At 35.4% G+C, this 15,084-nt stretch carries 15 protein-coding genes; 10 read left to right on the top strand and 5 right to left on the bottom strand.

The features are described 5' to 3' along the window. The first annotated feature begins 408 nt into the window (after positions 1-408). From IGK70_RS08365 to IGK70_RS08345, 5 genes are all read left to right on the top strand, one after another. On the top strand, positions 409-855 hold the full coding sequence (locus tag IGK70_RS08365) for a PTS sugar transporter subunit IIA (protein ID WP_104855765.1): 447 nt from the start codon (positions 409-411) through the stop codon (positions 853-855). 14 nt (positions 856-869) lie between these two features. Further along, complete coding sequence (locus IGK70_RS08360) at positions 870-1,367, top strand: PTS system mannose/fructose/N-acetylgalactosamine-transporter subunit IIB (RefSeq protein WP_002357192.1); 498 nt, start codon at positions 870-872, stop codon at positions 1,365-1,367. 33 nt (positions 1,368-1,400) lie between these two features. Then, positions 1,401-2,252 (top strand): PTS mannose/fructose/sorbose/N-acetylgalactosamine transporter subunit IIC, encoded by an 852-nt coding sequence (locus IGK70_RS08355; protein ID WP_104855766.1) that lies wholly within the window; start codon positions 1,401-1,403, stop codon positions 2,250-2,252. Further along, a complete protein-coding gene (locus tag IGK70_RS08350; protein WP_002382434.1) occupies positions 2,227-3,096 on the top strand; it encodes a PTS system mannose/fructose/sorbose family transporter subunit IID in 870 nt (289 codons plus the stop codon). The genes IGK70_RS08355 and IGK70_RS08350 overlap by 26 nt, the downstream gene beginning before the upstream one ends. A gap of 75 nt (positions 3,097-3,171) precedes the next feature. Then, complete coding sequence (locus tag IGK70_RS08345; RefSeq protein WP_224798938.1) at positions 3,172-4,158, top strand: hydroxyacid dehydrogenase; 987 nt, start codon at positions 3,172-3,174, stop codon at positions 4,156-4,158. 427 nt (positions 4,159-4,585) lie between these two features. Here IGK70_RS08345 and larD read toward each other — a convergent pair whose 3' ends face one another. The 4 genes from larD to larA are packed head-to-tail and all read right to left on the bottom strand — an operon-like array spanning position 4,586 to position 8,637. Beyond that, positions 4,586-5,296: a D/L-lactic acid transporter LarD gene (gene larD / locus IGK70_RS08340; RefSeq protein ID WP_002357197.1), complete on the bottom strand. Its 711-nt coding sequence runs from the start codon at positions 5,294-5,296 to the stop codon at positions 4,586-4,588. Between the two features lie 14 nt (positions 5,297-5,310). Further along, positions 5,311-6,585, bottom strand: a complete 1,275-nt coding sequence (gene larC / locus IGK70_RS08335; RefSeq protein ID WP_002362001.1) for a nickel pincer cofactor biosynthesis protein LarC — start codon at positions 6,583-6,585, stop codon at positions 5,311-5,313. Then, entirely contained in the window at positions 6,582-7,325 is a 744-nt protein-coding gene (gene larB / locus IGK70_RS08330) for a nickel pincer cofactor biosynthesis protein LarB (RefSeq protein WP_104855865.1), read from the bottom strand. Before larB ends, larC begins: the two co-directional genes overlap by 4 nt. Positions 7,326-7,362: 37 nt before the next feature. Further along, positions 7,363-8,637: a nickel-dependent lactate racemase gene (gene larA / locus IGK70_RS08325; protein ID WP_002357200.1), complete on the bottom strand. Its 1,275-nt coding sequence runs from the start codon at positions 8,635-8,637 to the stop codon at positions 7,363-7,365. 159 nt (positions 8,638-8,796) lie between these two features. On the opposite strand from larA, the gene IGK70_RS08320 reads away from it, so the two are divergent. From IGK70_RS08320 to larE, 5 genes are all read left to right on the top strand, one after another. Next, positions 8,797-9,453 carry a Crp/Fnr family transcriptional regulator gene (locus IGK70_RS08320; protein ID WP_002361998.1) on the top strand — a complete coding sequence of 219 codons (657 nt, stop codon included), beginning with the start codon at positions 8,797-8,799 and terminating at the stop codon, positions 9,451-9,453. A gap of 18 nt (positions 9,454-9,471) precedes the next feature. Beyond that, on the top strand, positions 9,472-10,458 hold the full coding sequence (cbiM, locus tag IGK70_RS08315) for a cobalt transporter CbiM (RefSeq protein ID WP_002361997.1): 987 nt from the start codon (positions 9,472-9,474) through the stop codon (positions 10,456-10,458). Continuing rightward, positions 10,458-11,243: an energy-coupling factor transporter transmembrane component T family protein gene (locus IGK70_RS08310; RefSeq protein ID WP_002398393.1), complete on the top strand. Its 786-nt coding sequence runs from the start codon at positions 10,458-10,460 to the stop codon at positions 11,241-11,243. The genes cbiM and IGK70_RS08310 overlap by 1 nt, the downstream gene beginning before the upstream one ends. A gap of 1 nt (position 11,244) precedes the next feature. After that, positions 11,245-11,958 carry an ABC transporter ATP-binding protein gene (locus tag IGK70_RS08305; RefSeq protein ID WP_033593205.1) on the top strand — a complete coding sequence of 238 codons (714 nt, stop codon included), beginning with the start codon at positions 11,245-11,247 and terminating at the stop codon, positions 11,956-11,958. A gap of 105 nt (positions 11,959-12,063) precedes the next feature. Further along, positions 12,064-12,900, top strand: a complete 837-nt coding sequence (gene larE / locus IGK70_RS08300) for an ATP-dependent sacrificial sulfur transferase LarE (RefSeq protein WP_033593204.1) — start codon at positions 12,064-12,066, stop codon at positions 12,898-12,900. 184 nt (positions 12,901-13,084) lie between these two features. On the opposite strand, the gene IGK70_RS08295 is transcribed toward larE, so the two are convergent. Continuing rightward, positions 13,085-15,007, bottom strand: coding sequence for an FUSC family protein (locus IGK70_RS08295; protein WP_113793632.1), 1,923 nt, complete (start codon positions 15,005-15,007; stop codon positions 13,085-13,087). Positions 15,008-15,084: the final 77 nt, after the last annotated feature.

Below are 15,084 nucleotides of genomic sequence, written 5' to 3'. Positions count from 1 at the left end.
ATAATGTACAACTATGTACACCTATTGTGGGTGGAATGTGTGTTGGGACTTTGCTAACCTAATAGTTGAAAAAATGAATCAATAAATTTAGAAAAGGGACTATTCAAACGTAAATTTTTTTGGAAATTGCTATATTATTTATTTTTTTAAGCGTAATCAACTAAATGTTTTTATGGATAAAGAAAGTCATTGTTCCTTGTCATCAAGCTACAACAGTCAAATTCATTAGAACTTTTTTAGTGAATGACTTTAATTTTAGAAAGGTACTGTTGTTAAACATTCATGCTATCAAAGGAGTGTGAGGCGAACGAAGCAAGTATTGTCATTTTATAAAAGTTGTATTATGAACTCTTAAAAAGAGGTGATTTAAAAAATTTGAAGTGGAAATGTCAAGAAAGGAGAGAGGAAATGACTTATTTAGTTCTGGTTAGTCATGGCGATTTTGCTAGAGGGTTAAAAAATTCATTAGGGATGTTTGCTGGCGATGAGTTAGAGACAGTCAGAGTGTTTGGCTTACAACCTGGTGAATCTACCGATAATTTTGGTAAGCGGTTTCTTTATGAGGTTGAAAAATTACCGCAGGAAACGAGGCTAATCGTTTTGGCTGATATTGTAGGCGGGAGTCCACTTGCTACTATTTGTAAAGTATTAGATAAGCAAAAAATGCTAGAAAATTCTCTGATTGTTGGAGGAGTAAATTTTCCAATGGCTTTAAATGCGCTTCTATTGAAAGAAACTAGTGAATTATCTGATTTGAAAAAAATGATAGTAGCAGATGCTTGTCATGGCATTAGAGAGTTAACTGTAACTGAAGACGATGTAACTGAAAACGATATAACTGAAGAGGATATCTAAAGGAGAAGATGAACATGTCAATTTCTTTTGTTCGAATCGATGATCGAATGATTCATGGCTTAATTACTTTACGTTGGACTAAAGAAATGCCATGTGATGGCATTATAGCTGTGAATGACAAAGCAGCAAGTAACCCTATTTTAAAGGAAGCATATAAAGCAGCTGCACAAGATAAAAAAACCTTTATTTGGACAATGGCGCATTTTTTTGATGTAAAGGATAAAGTATTAGCGTCTAAGTCAAAATACTTTTTGATCACAAAGAGTCCTTTGGATATGAAAAAAATTTTGGTAGATTGGCATTTTGTTCCAAGTGAAGTAAAAATGATTAATGTTGGGCCGGGGAATGATCGGGAAGGGACAATTAAATTAGGGGATAATCAATCCTTTACAGCAGAAGAAGCAGCGGCTTTTGAAGAAATTGAAAAGGCTGGTTACAAAGTGGATTTTGCCTTATTACCTGATCAACGAATTGGTTCTTGGGCGCATTTTAAAGCTAAATTTGGTTACTGATTCTAGAAATTTTGAAAAGAGGAGAGTAGTATTATGACAATCAGCTGGATACAAGCGGCTATTTTAGGGCTATTTGCTTGTCTCTGTTCAAATTCTTGTATGGCTGGACAAGCGGTGGGAAATTATACGATTGGGCGTCCTTTAGTCGGCGGCTTAGTTTGTGGCATTATTTTAGGAGATTTAAAATTAGGAATCGCTTGTGGCGTAGCGATGCAATTAGTTTACATTGCTTTAGTCACACCTGGAGGAACAGTGTCTGCTGACGTGCGGGCAATTTCATATATCGGGATTCCTTTGGCAATGGTGGCGATTTCGACCAAAGGGTTAAATCCACTTGGCGGCTCTGCAGCCGACCTGGCTAAATCGGTCGGCACATTAGTTGGAACGATCGGAACGGTATTATTTTATTCTGTTGCCGCGTTAAATTTAGTTTGGCAATCGTTTGGTTGGAAAGATATAAAAAAAGGCAAGCTTGATCATTTATACGCCATTAATTTTGGTTGGCCGTGGATTTCTCATCTACTTTTTTCCTTTTTGCCAACCGTGATTTTAACCTATTTTGGGGCTACGGCTGTTACAGCAATGAGAGATGCATTACCTATGGATGGTCTTGCAATGAAAACGCTTTTTACTGTAGGTGGCATGCTTCCGTGTGTGGGAATTGCAATTTTGTTACGTCAAATTGTTAATAAGAACATTGATTTTGTACCTTTTTTTGTAGGGTTCACATTAGCTGCTTCATTAAAACTCAATTTAGTCTCAATAACGATTATTGCGCTTCTTTTTGCTGTAATTTTTTATAAAATTGCTTTGATTAAAAACAATACTAAGCTGGTTGATTCAACAGGAAGTCTGACGAATGATGACGAAGAGGAGGACATATGAGATGGAAGAGTTGAAAGCAAATAAATTAGATCAAAAAACGTTAAAGCATTCTTTTCATTTATGGTTTTGGGGAGCGTTAACTTGTTTTTCACAACAGCATATGCAAACGTTCGGCTATCTTTCTTCAATGCTTCCTATTATCAAAAAACTTTATCCAAAACATGAAGACCAAGTGAAAGCCATTCAAGCATATACAGCTTTTTTTAACACAAATCCAATGCTTGGAACGGTCATTGTTGGTGTGACTGCTAGTATGGAAGAGGCTAGAGCAAGTAAGAATGAAATTGATGGAGAAACCATTAATGATATGAGGGCAGGATTAATGGGACCAATTGCAGGGATTGGTGATTCATTAGTTGATGGTACCTTGATTCCTATCTTGTTAGGAATTTCCTTAGGAATGTCCACGGGCGGTTCGCCAATTGGTGCCATATTTTATATTATTGTTTGGACGTTAATTTCCTATTTTGGCCAACGCTTTTTGTATTTTAGAGGCTATCATTTTGGCGATAAAGCAGTAAGTTTCTTAGTTGGGAAAGAAGGAGCCGCCGTTAGAGTTGCTATCGGAGTTATCGGTAGTATGGTTGTCGGTGGGGTCCTTGCATCTTGGGTAAATGTAACTACTTCTCTTAAATTAATAGGTGCTGACGGAAAAGTTTTCCTTAAACTGCAAGATAAAATTGACAGTATTTATCCAGGATTATTAACGATACTTGTTACCTTGTTTTGTTGGTGGTTGATGTCGAAAAAACATGTTTCCGCTATTTGGACCATGCTTATTTTAGTTGTTATTTCTCTCGTTGGCGTTTTATTAGGTGTTTTCAATCCAGGATTAACTTACTGAATAATCACCAAAAAGGGCTCTAAGTGTTAGAGCAAACTGGCTTATATGTATATAAAAAGTTCTATGGAGGCATGTATGTTAAAATTATTATTAAGTGAAAAAATAAGTGAAAAAGCAATTAAGCTTTTAAAAGATGCAGGATTTTTAGTTAAAATTTCTCCTTCAACTGATGAAGAGGTCATGGAAAAAGAAATTAGAGACGTAGATGCGGTATTAGTCCGAACTACTCCTATAACTAAAAAGATAATGGATAGCGGAAAAAAGTTACAAATTATTGCACGACATGGCACAGGTATAGATAATATTGATGTTGTAGAAGCAACAAAAAAAGGTATTTTAGTAACAAATGTTGACGGGGTAAATGCGTATTCTGTGGCTGAATATGTTGTGGCTTCAATGCTGACCTTAAGTAGAAAGTTATATAAATCTAATCATTTATTTACGGAAGGGCGTCTATCAGTGAAAGGGTCATCCCTACCAGCATTGGCCAGTCGATATGATTTGAATGGCAGTGAAATTCGAGGAAAGAAGCTAGCTATACTTGGTCTTGGCAAAGTTGGAATTATTTTAGCTAGCTTAGCAGAAAAGATGGGTGTCCAAGTTGTTGCATATGATCCATATCTTACAAAATCGCCAGTACCGTTAATTCCTAATTTAACAGAAATTTATAAAACAGCAGACTTTATTTCAATCAATATGCCTCTTACTAGCCAAACTAAGAATATGATAACAAAAAAAGAACTTCAAAACATGAAAAAAAGTACATTTATTATTAACGCAGGTCGTGGTGGCATTATTAATGAACAAGATTTAGCTGATGCACTTAACGAAGAGCTTATTGCAGGAGCAGCAGTAGATGTTTTTTTGCCAGAACCTCCTGAAAAAAACAATCCACTACTTACAGCAAAAAATAGTTTATTGACTTGTCATATTGCTGGAACTACTATAGAGGCAATTGAATCATTAGGTATAGAGGCTGCAAACAGCATTATTGATTATTTTAATGGTCAAATGCCGAAATTTCCTGTAAACCCTGAAATCGCTAAGGAGTTACGTGCATAAAAACTAAGAAGCTCATTATGGCTATTTAGATTTTCTGATTAGTTTTCCAATGCTTTTACTATTCCAATTCTATTTTACTAGTTAGGCAAGATCTGCTAGATTTAGAAACGATACTTTAAAAAAATACTTTTTGGATTTTTAAAGTAATACAAAAGTTTGCTACAAGACTAATTATGATTTTAACTTCCGCTTACACGATAAGCTATGGCTGGATGTAGATATTAGTATGATCAATAATAAAATAGTCCAAGATGTCTTTCCTATCTAAAAATTAATTAGACTACTGGAAAAGCTGATAAATTGAATTATTGTTCTCTAAGATACAGAAAAAATCTTGTGATTAAAATAAAAATATATAAAATAGAAGAAATTTAGAGACTAGCTTCTATTTTATATATTTTTTTGTTTTAGAAATTTAGTTGGTTTATTAGAATTTTAGGAAAAATTTTACGAAAAGTGTCGCAAAAATGGCTCCTAAAAACGGTGCAGTTCCGGGAACAATCAACCCATATTGCCAATCATTATTGGTTTTATTTTTGATTGGTAAAAGTTGATAGGCGATACGAGGACCTAAATCACGTGCTTGATTCATTGCGAATCCTGTAGTACCACCTAGTCCCATGCCGATTGCCCAAACAAGCAAACCAACAGCAATGGGTAGTTGTGTTTCGTAGGAATGTGCAATCGCTAAAATAGATGTTAAAAAAATGAATGTTGCAAAAGTTTCAACAAAATAGTTTCTTGGTAAATTTCGTTGGTTCGGATTTGTAGAAAAAATATTACGAATAGCGATTGGATCGACACTATCGGCGGATAGCTTGAAATGATCAGCATACATAATATAAACAATGACGGCGCCACAAATGCCGCCTAACATTTCAGCGATGACATAGGGAATGAAGTAAGACCATGGAATCATTCCTAAAATAGCTTGAGCGAGGGCCATTGCTGGATTAATACAGACTCCGCCAAAGACGAACAGAACAACAGAGATTCCAAAAGCCCAAGTAGTGATTGCAAACATGTGACCAGAACCAGCGTATTTTGTTCGTTTTAGGACATCGTCGCAGTGAACACCTACCCCAAATACGATCATTAATGCAGTTCCCATAAATTCTGATAAGATATGATGAAACATAAGATAAAGCTCCTTTAATCAATAGTTTTATTATTTAATGTTTGGACGAGGCGATAGACTTCCTCAATTGTAAAATTATATTGTTTAGCAATTCGTTCACAATCTTGGTATTCAATAGACTCTTTCAATAGGCCATGATAATGATTTTTTTTAATATGGACCTTACCAAAAGGTGTTTCCAAGATTTTGAAAGAACGGTCCATCACACTACGTTCCATTGTTTGAAAACGCATACCAATTGTAGAAGTATGTTTAAAGAGTAGTTCTGTAAAATATTCTTTTTCCTCTGTTGTTGTTAAAACCGTTAATAGAATGGCACTTCGGTTTTTTTTCATATGAATGGGCGTGAAAAAAACATCTAGAGCACCATGCTCCAATAATAGATCCATTACGTAACCTAACTGTTCAGGTGTTTGATTGTCTATATTTGTTTCAATTTTTAAGACTTGGTCATGGTGTTCTGTCCTCTTTTTTTTACTATGTGTTTCAGTAAAGATCGATCCTCTGAGGGCATTGAACTTGCCTGTTTCTCGTTTGCCAAATCCGTAACCTATTTTTTCAATTAATCGTTGTTCTGGTGCGACAAATAGAGGACTAAGTTCTTTAAAAATAGCTAAGCCAGTCGGTGTGACAAGTTCAGTTTTTATCTCAAAGTCTTGTTGAATGATTAAATTCGTTTCTTTACGTAATTCCATCACCGCAGGAACTGGTATTGGCATGACTCCATGGGCAATTGTGATAGTGCCACTTCCATCTGTAATTGGCGTTGAATAGACTTGTTCAATCTCTAACTGTTCCCATAAGATAAAAAAGCCAACGATGTCAACAATTGAATCAATTGCTCCAACTTCATGAAAATGAATAGTGTCAATTGTTTGTTGATGAACAGCAGCTTCAGCTTTTGCAATGTCATAGAAAACATTTTTACTATGTTTTTTTACAAAATTGGACAAGTCGCTTTTTTCAATTAATGTATAAATATCTTTTAAATTTCTAGAATGGCTATGATGATGTGCATGTTCTTTCGTTTCATGATGTTCATTTTCGTGGTGAGGAGAGAGACTGTGTTTTATACCGTAATCCTTTTTTCCATGTTGTAGGAGAACATCGAAATCTGTTCCGTAAATACAACTTTTAGCAATTCGTTGGGCTTGAATGGTGAACCCATCGATGGGAAGTTTTTTTAATTCGATTAACAGTTTGTTTAAATCCCCGCCTAAGTCAAGCAACAATCCATTTAACATATCACCACTAAGACCAGAAAATGGTTCTAAAAATAAGCTTTTCATAGTGAAGACTCCTTTATTTGATTAATCATACTTGCATTATAAGCGGCACCAAACCCGTTATCTATGTTGACTACACTAACGCCAGAGGAACAACTATTTAGCATTCCTAAAAGAGCAGTCAGTCCTTGGAAATTGCTGCCGTAGCCTATGCTAGTAGGGACGGCAATCACTGGCACGCTAACTAGTCCGCCTAACACGGACACCAGTGCGCCTTCCATGCCTGCAATCACAATAACCGCCGAAGCCTGTTGAATCTCATCTAGGTGAGCGAACAAACGATGAATGCCAGAAACGCCTACATCATAGATACGTTTTATTTGATTGCCGAAAGTTTCTGCAGTGATTGCTGCTTCTTCAGCAACGGACATGTCTGACGTTCCAGCAGTAACTATCGCAATATAGTTTTTTGTTGTAGTCTCCATTTGGTGGATAACGAAACAACGTGCAAGTTCATAGTAGGTTCCATGAGTAAAGTTCGACTCTAAAGGTTGGGCTTTTTGTTGTGAAACGCGAGTAACTAAGATTGTATTGTTTTCTTTTCTTAAGCTATTGATAATTTTGATGAGTTGCTCAATTGTTTTCCCTTCCCCATAAACGACTTCTGGATACCCAGTTCTTTCTTTGCGCTGCGTATCAATTTTTGCAAAGTCTAATTCGCAAAAGCCATTTAATTTGTTTGTTGCTTCTTCTAAAGATAATTTTCCCTCTTTAAAAGCTCCTAAAATTTCTTTCGGTTGCATAATACAACGCTCCTTATTCCTGATTTCTCAAGGATCATTATTCTACAATGACAGACAAGCCATCTCGAATCACAGTCACTTTTGCATTTAGACCTTCTCTTTCAAATGCTCGCTCTAACGCTTCATCAAACGTTTTTGCTATTTCCATATGCATCGAAGTGATAAGCTCAGGATCAACAAGATCTGAAACAAAAATTATATGATGATGAACTAAAATTCGCGCTAAAATTTGCGAAGTCCATTGATCTGGCACGGTTTCTAATCGTGGTGTATGGATGGCTGCTTCTAAAAATTCGTTTGGATTTTTAACATTGGCAATATTTTCATAAAAACCTTCACCACCGTGACCATCACGACATCCAGCGACCATAATAATGACACCGCCGTCTTTATTGGTTGCTTCTGCAGCGGTCATCCCTTTAACTGCTTGATAAATGTTTTGATCAAGTGGAAATCCGCCATTCGTTGAAACCGCAATGTCGCAAGGTATTTTTTTGACACGGGCAATTTCTTTTACAAAGTTACAACCAACTTTATGCGCTTCAACCATATCGCCTGCGAAGGAACCAATAATTTTTTTGTCACCATCTAAAACGACATTAACAATAAAAGCTAGATTCGCTTTAGCGGCAGCGTAGACCATGTCATTATGAATTGGATTATCCGTTAAATTTCCTGTCCGTGAGTTGGAGGAATCAATAAATTCTCCAGAATGGTTAGCCATGATGGTTTTATAAGAAGCAATTCCAGGTAAAACAGATTTACGTCCACCAGAAAATCCTGCAAAAAAGTGTGATTCAATAAATCCTTCGGCCAGCAGTAAATCTGCTTCTGCTGCAATGCGATTAATGATACAATCGCCCCCTGAAGGTAGTTGACCGATTTTGACCATTGAGGAATCATCAGTAGAGATATGCATAACGATTTCTTCATTCTCTACGATCTCTTTACCATATTTACTAATCAGTTCTTCTCGTGTAGAAGGGCGATGAAAGCCTGTAGCAACTAAAATCCGGATTCTAGCTGTTTTGTTCACTGAACGAATTCTACGCAAAATAATTGGGGTGATAATATGTGAAGGAACGGGACGTGTGTGATCGGAACTAATGAGGACAATGTCTTTTTTACCCTTAGCTAATTCTTCTAATGGAAGGCTTCCAATAGGATTGTCCAGCGATTTTTCGACTGTTTCTTTCTCAGTATATGGATTTGAAAAATGTTCAGCTTTTGATTCGAGAAGCCCAATAAAATTTTTATCGGGAATTCTTGCAGTAATCATTTTCTTGTCATAAGGTAGGTTAATTTCTACCATAGCAATCATCTCCTAAGTAATATTTTACGAGACTAAGTATAATGAAATTTAGAAATCACACAGTCCTTATTGTGGGTAACATTTGCTAACAAAAGGTTGGTGAGAGTGTTTATAATAGTTAACGAATCAAACAGAAACTTAGTCAAAGGAGTGACAATTATGGAGTCAGATTATCTTACAGCTTTCTTAGATAGAAAGAAGACGCCGATTATCAAAAAAAAACGCCATACTTATCTCGCTTATCATGGATTGGAGGAAGCGTACACCTATGTATTAAAGAAAGGGGTCGTTAAGACGAGTATTATTTTAAAGGATGGACGAGAATTTAATCTGTCGTATATTGTGTCTCCTGACATTATTTCATTGTTACGTGATGAAGTATCAAATTATACATCTGCTCCTTTTAATATCCGCATTGAGTCGGAAGAGGCTAGCTTTTATCGGATACCAAGGACTGTATTTTGGGAATATGTTAGAGAAGATGCTGTTCTTCAAGATTATGTACGGGATTACTACCGAGCAAAATTATCGGAGAGTATTAGTTCCTTACAGAATATGACAATGAATGGTAAGAAAGGGGCTGTTTGTACTTTTATTTACCAATTAATTGATTTGTTTGGTGTACAGACAGAGGAAGGAATATTAATTGATTTTCAAGTAACTAATGAGGATATTGCGGGGTTTTGCGGGATTTCAACGAGAAATAGCGTAAACCGAATTATCCATGATTTAAAAGAGGAAAAAGTCATCGATATCAAAAAACAAAAAATTGTGATTTACGATCAAAGTTATTTAGCTGATTATATTGATCGATAAGATAGGAGTCTGACGAACATGCATATTCCAGAAAATTATTTAAGCCCACAAACTTGCGCAGTGATGGGCGCGATTATGGTACCTGTCTGGTACCGCGCTGTAAAAAAAGTTGACGTTCAAATTAAATTAAAAAAAGATACAGGGACCATGTTAGGGATTTCCTCCTCCTTGTCATTTTTAATAATGATGTTTAATTTGCCAGTACCTGGTGGAACAACTGCGCACGCTGTTGGGGCTGTTCTCATCGCATTATTGATGGGACCTTGGGCCGCGACGCTATCTGTTTCGGTGGCTTTACTATTACAGGCTTGTTTATTTGGTGATGGTGGTATATTAGCTTTTGGTGCAAACGCCTTTTCTATGGCGTTTGTGATGCCATTCGTGGGATATGGAGTTTATAAGCTAGTTACGCGTGTAAAAAAATTTGAAACAATGGGTCTTTTCTTAGCTGGGTATCTTGGTGTAAATGTGGCGGCATTTTCTACTTCTGTATTATTAGGTATCCAACCCTTACTATTCCATGAAGCGAATGGTACGCCACTTTATAACCCATATGGTCTTTCTATAACTATACCAGCAATGATGAGTGTCCATCTGTTAGTAATAGGAATTGTTGAAGGTCTCTTCACCGTGTGTGTCTATAATTTTGTAAAAAGTGTGTCAAAAGATGCAATTTTTATCGAAGAAAAGAAGAAAAGGACTCCGTTGTTGCGATTAAAGAGACTGTTATTGGTTATGGTAATTTTATGTCCATTAGGTTTGATTGATCATGCCACTGCTTGGGGTGAATGGGATTTATCTGAATTAGTCAAGAATTTAAAACAGAATCATTTACCTGCAGTACAACCAAAAGGTATGGTGAATGGTTTTTCATTTCATGCACTTTTCAGTGATTACTTTATTCCAGGACTGCCATTAGCACTTGGATATATTTTAAGTGGCGTAACAGCCATAATCGTTTTTTTACTCATTTTTCGTTTATTTAATGGAAGAAGGCAAAGTTGATGCCTGAATGGATGAAAGAATCTTCCACGTCCCTTGAACCTAATAAAAAAGAAACCTTTATGCTTAAAAATCGAAAAGGAATCCTTTTTTTATTAAATAAATTTCAGGTGAGTGGGAAACGCAATAAGACTATTCTCAGTGATATACACCCAGCAATTCAACTGATCAGTACTTTTTTACTAATTGTTTTAATCAGCACAGCACAAAAAGTTCTTGTTTTGTGGCTCTTAGGCATCTACCTAGGCATGTTACTTTTAGTTGAAAAACCAACTATTCTACGAAACATTGTCAAAAAAGCTAGTATCCTCATTTTGATGCCGCTGATTATCTATTTACCGATCTTTTTTTTAGGTCAATTTAGTTTATTATTTATTGTTCATTTGTTTTTTTTAGCCATAGCGATTAGTCAATATATGGAAACAACCAACATGAATCAATTTATAGCAGCATTAAAAATCTTTCATTTTCCGAATATAATACTTTTACAATTAGATATTACGATTAAATATATCTTTTTCTTTGGAAATCTCTTAATCCAACTGCTTGCCGCTGTAGAAGCTAGAGCAGTTGGTGGGAATATCCAGTTGAGTACGGGTAGTAATTTAATCAGTCTTATTTCTTTAAAATCTTTTACGTATGGGAAAAAGTTGGACATGGTGATGGAAGCAAGAGGATATACTGGTCAATATTATCGAGTAAAGCAACCATTAAAAACGAAAGATTTTTTGGTTAGTATTGCCTATCTTTTATTTTTCGGGGGGTTGCTTTATTTAGGGAGGAACTAATATGTATCGAGTAAATCATTTGGTTTATCGCTATCAAACGAAGCCTGTTTTTTCGCCTTGTAATTTGGAAATAGCCAGAGGAGAATATCTGGTTTTGATGGGAGATAACGGCAGTGGAAAATCCACTTTTTTAAATTTGCTCGCAGGTTTTTTAAAACCTTCCGAGGGAACGATTTATTTTATGGAACAATCATTAACGGCCTGGAAAAAAGACCCTATTCATAAAAAGAAGTATTATGCTCATTTGGGTATATTATTTCAAGAGACAGACACACAATTATTTAATGCAACAGTTTATGACGAATTGGCATTTGGCCCTAGACAGCTCCAACTATCCGAGCATGAAACAGCAAAAAGAATTAATGATTGTTTGAATTTATTAAAAATTACCCATTTAAGCAATCAAGTGCCTTATCAATTATCGGGAGGAGAAAAGAAAAAAGTGGCTTTTGCTAGTCTGTTAGTAATGAATCCAGACGTGTATTTATTAGATGAGCCGTTTACTGGGTTGACAAAAGAATCGGAAAAATTATTTAAAAAGATAATAAAAAATCTGCATCAACTTGGTAAAACAATTATCCTTTCCACCCATGACTATTTGAGTATTTGCGAGGAAGCTGATTCCATTTTATTGTTTGATTCGGCTGTTACAAGGTACTCAAAGGAAGAGATAGAAGCCAATGCTAACTTGTTACAACATTTAAAACGGTATTAAGTGTACAAATATTGACAATAATTGATACTATGAATCGTGATTTTTTCTAATGTGGAGATGTCTATAATTAATTATGTAAAAGAAAATCAATAGGAGATGGTTTAAATGTCTGTCATGAAAACGAAAGAACAAAGTTTAGTTCGCGAATTACAAAAAATGGATAAGTTGGCTGTTGCATATTCAGGTGGAATTGATAGCTCTTACTTGCTAAAAAAAGCTTTGGACACTTTAGGTGCTGAAAATGTACTTGCGGTTGTTGTAAATTCAGAATTATTTTCTGATGATGAGTTTGATAAAGCGGTCGATTTAGCTAATGGGTTGGGAGCAAATGTGTTAGGCCTTGAAATGAGCGAATTAGCGGATGATAGAATTGTTGCAAATAACCCTAATAGCTGGTTCTACAGTAAAAAATTATTATATAAAACTATTCGTTCGGCTATTCAGAAAGAGGGATTTGATGTTCTGGCCGATGGGATGATTATGGATGATAATACTGACTTTCGTCCTGGATTAAGAGCAAGAGATCAAGAAGGGGTCATCAGTCCGCTACAACAAGCTAAATTATATAAAATTGAAATACGTCAACTTGCTAAAGACGCAGGTATTTCCAATTGGAGTAAAGTTGCCTCATGTAGCATTGCTTCAAGAATTCCTTATGGCATTAAGTTAACACGCTCAGCTATTGATCAAGTATTTGCTAGTGAAAAATATTTACGGGAAATAGGTTTTCCAATTGTCCGTGTCAGAGCACATCATGATTTAGCACGGATTGAAATTCCAGAAGACAAACTTTCTCTGTTATTAGAAAACAGAGAAAAAATTGCAGATTATCTTAAAAAACAAGGATTTAATTATGTAACTTTTGACTTAGAAGGATTTAAATCTGGCCGAATGAATGATATCCTCACAGAAACTGAAAAAAAAGTTTTTTGTGAATGTTAGAGAGATAAGTTTATAAAATTGAGTCGGTGTAACGGAGTCAGGACAGGGGTATTCCGTTACAAAAACCAAGTTTTCTGCTCGATTAGATCGGTTGTTTTCATTGATTACTCTGCCAGTAGATTATCAACTTTTAAGCCTAGGAAAAATTCCCTTTGGATTTTTCCTAGGCTTTTTGTCTATTTAATCATTTGATATTTGCTAAAAAGAAATTAGCTGTAGAATTTTTTAAGATTACCAGTGATTGTTCAATTTGAGGAAAATAAATGGATTGTTTGGACTGGTTGATTAGTCGATTATTTTGGGGATTCGTGAGTGAAAGTATTTGCTGTGAATAGTTAAATAACTCAGTGTTTAGTGTATCCGGCTTAACTGGTGCTAATTTTTTTAAGTAGTGTTGTGTTTTCATAAGTTCTAAAAGAAGCTCTTCCATAGCAGTTTGCATTTCCAACAGTTGATCATTTAGTTGTTTTTGTTGCATTAAGCTTTCAGCAGAGGCATCGTTACTATAAATAGGAGATTCAAGAACAATTTCTTGAATAGAATAGTTTACTCTACGTTGTACTCGATAAGCTAGTACCCAAGCATCACTAGGCAACGTGGTCTCTTCATTGATTAACGCTAGCAAAATAGAGCTGATCGTTTTTGACCAACTATTGATATTTTTACGTAATACTTGACTATGCCATGTTGGGAAAATAAAAAACATAACAAAAGCAATCAGCGCACCAATAATTACATCAAAAACTCTTGTATAGCCTGCAGAACTACCACCTAATGTGAAAGTTAACCAAGTGGTCACACTTAGCATTAGAAATGCTTGACTTAATTTACGGACGGTTTCATACAATATAACTAGCAAACAAGACAATAGCATTGGCCATAAAGGATTTAGGTTTGTTAAGTTAGCAATTAATTGAGACAAAAAGATGCCTAAACAACCACCTAAAATAGAGCCAATAGTTCTTGAAGTGATTTTGCCGAGTGTACCATGATAACCTGGCATAACCATCAAACAACCAGAAATAACTACCCAGAATTCGTGATTAGCTAAAGGCAAAGGGTACATGTAATTAAGTATAAGCGAACAAAAATGACACACTAAACCTGTTAAAGCTAAACGAATTGCGAATCTAGCAGAGCTGCCTTTGTAAGAATGAAGGATCTCTTTGGCTTCTGCAAGTCCTTCTTTTGTGGGTAAGAAAGATTTAAATGAGATTTTTTTAAAGGATTGTTTGTTTTGTATCAAAAGGATTGCTGATTTTATTTCGGTGTTTGCTGAAGCAAATTCTTGAAGAGGCAGGGTTAATTGTTCTCCTTTTAAAAAGAGTAGAATTGCTTTTAAAGCAGGAAGATTTTCAGCTGCATTGGTTGAATCTAACGAGCCTGCAATTGCATCTGCTTGTGAAACCAAGGGATAAATCCATGGTGTTTTTTGATGATTGACCCATGGCATCGTTTCAACAGATTCGCGTACTTTTATTCTGAAATGGACATAGCGTGCGGGTTTTCCTTGTGCTAATAAATATAATTGTTCATATAAATCGGCTACTAATTTTCGTGCTTCATTATTTTGCGGCTTAGAATAAAGACAATAGAACAAACAAAGGATGGACATACCTAAAATTATTGCACCCAGACCTTCAAAAGTTTGACCAATAGACAAATTGCCTTTTAATTGCGCACCAGCTAGTAAAGAAATGGTCCCAAAGAGACATCGAATATACAGACCAATACTAAAGTTTCTTACAATCCCTGAAAAATACAAACCAAGGACGAATAATAAAATAATGAATATACTTGACGACTGTAAAAGTATCCCCAGACTGGCACCAAGAAAAATCATTAAAATACCATCTATGGCACTTCTTTGTGGAGAGCTATGTCGTGGTAAGACACAAATTACAGTGCCCAAAAAGCTACCAACATTTACTAAAACAAAAGCGAAAGGAAAGACTATTGTTAGAACAGCACCAACAGCATTTGCAATAATGATACTAAGAACAAGAGCAAACCAGTTCTGTCTTGTATCAAAAGTTAGTATAGGGCGACTATACGCCCAAGACGATTCTAAGAAAACCTCAAAAAATTTTTTGATAGATAATTTCACAAAACATTCCTTCTTTAAAAATTTATTAGAAGCTAAAAAATTATTCCTCTGCTAGTATACACCTCTAAAATTTTTTT

Origin of the sequence: Enterococcus sp. DIV0358 (genome assembly GCF_051713465.1) — a bacterium.
In the GTDB taxonomy this organism is placed as follows: Bacteria; Bacillota; Bacilli; order Lactobacillales; family Enterococcaceae; genus Enterococcus; species Enterococcus faecalis.
The sequence above is the reverse complement of the archived record's forward strand: the minus strand, read 5'-3'. Positions and strand labels throughout refer to the sequence as shown.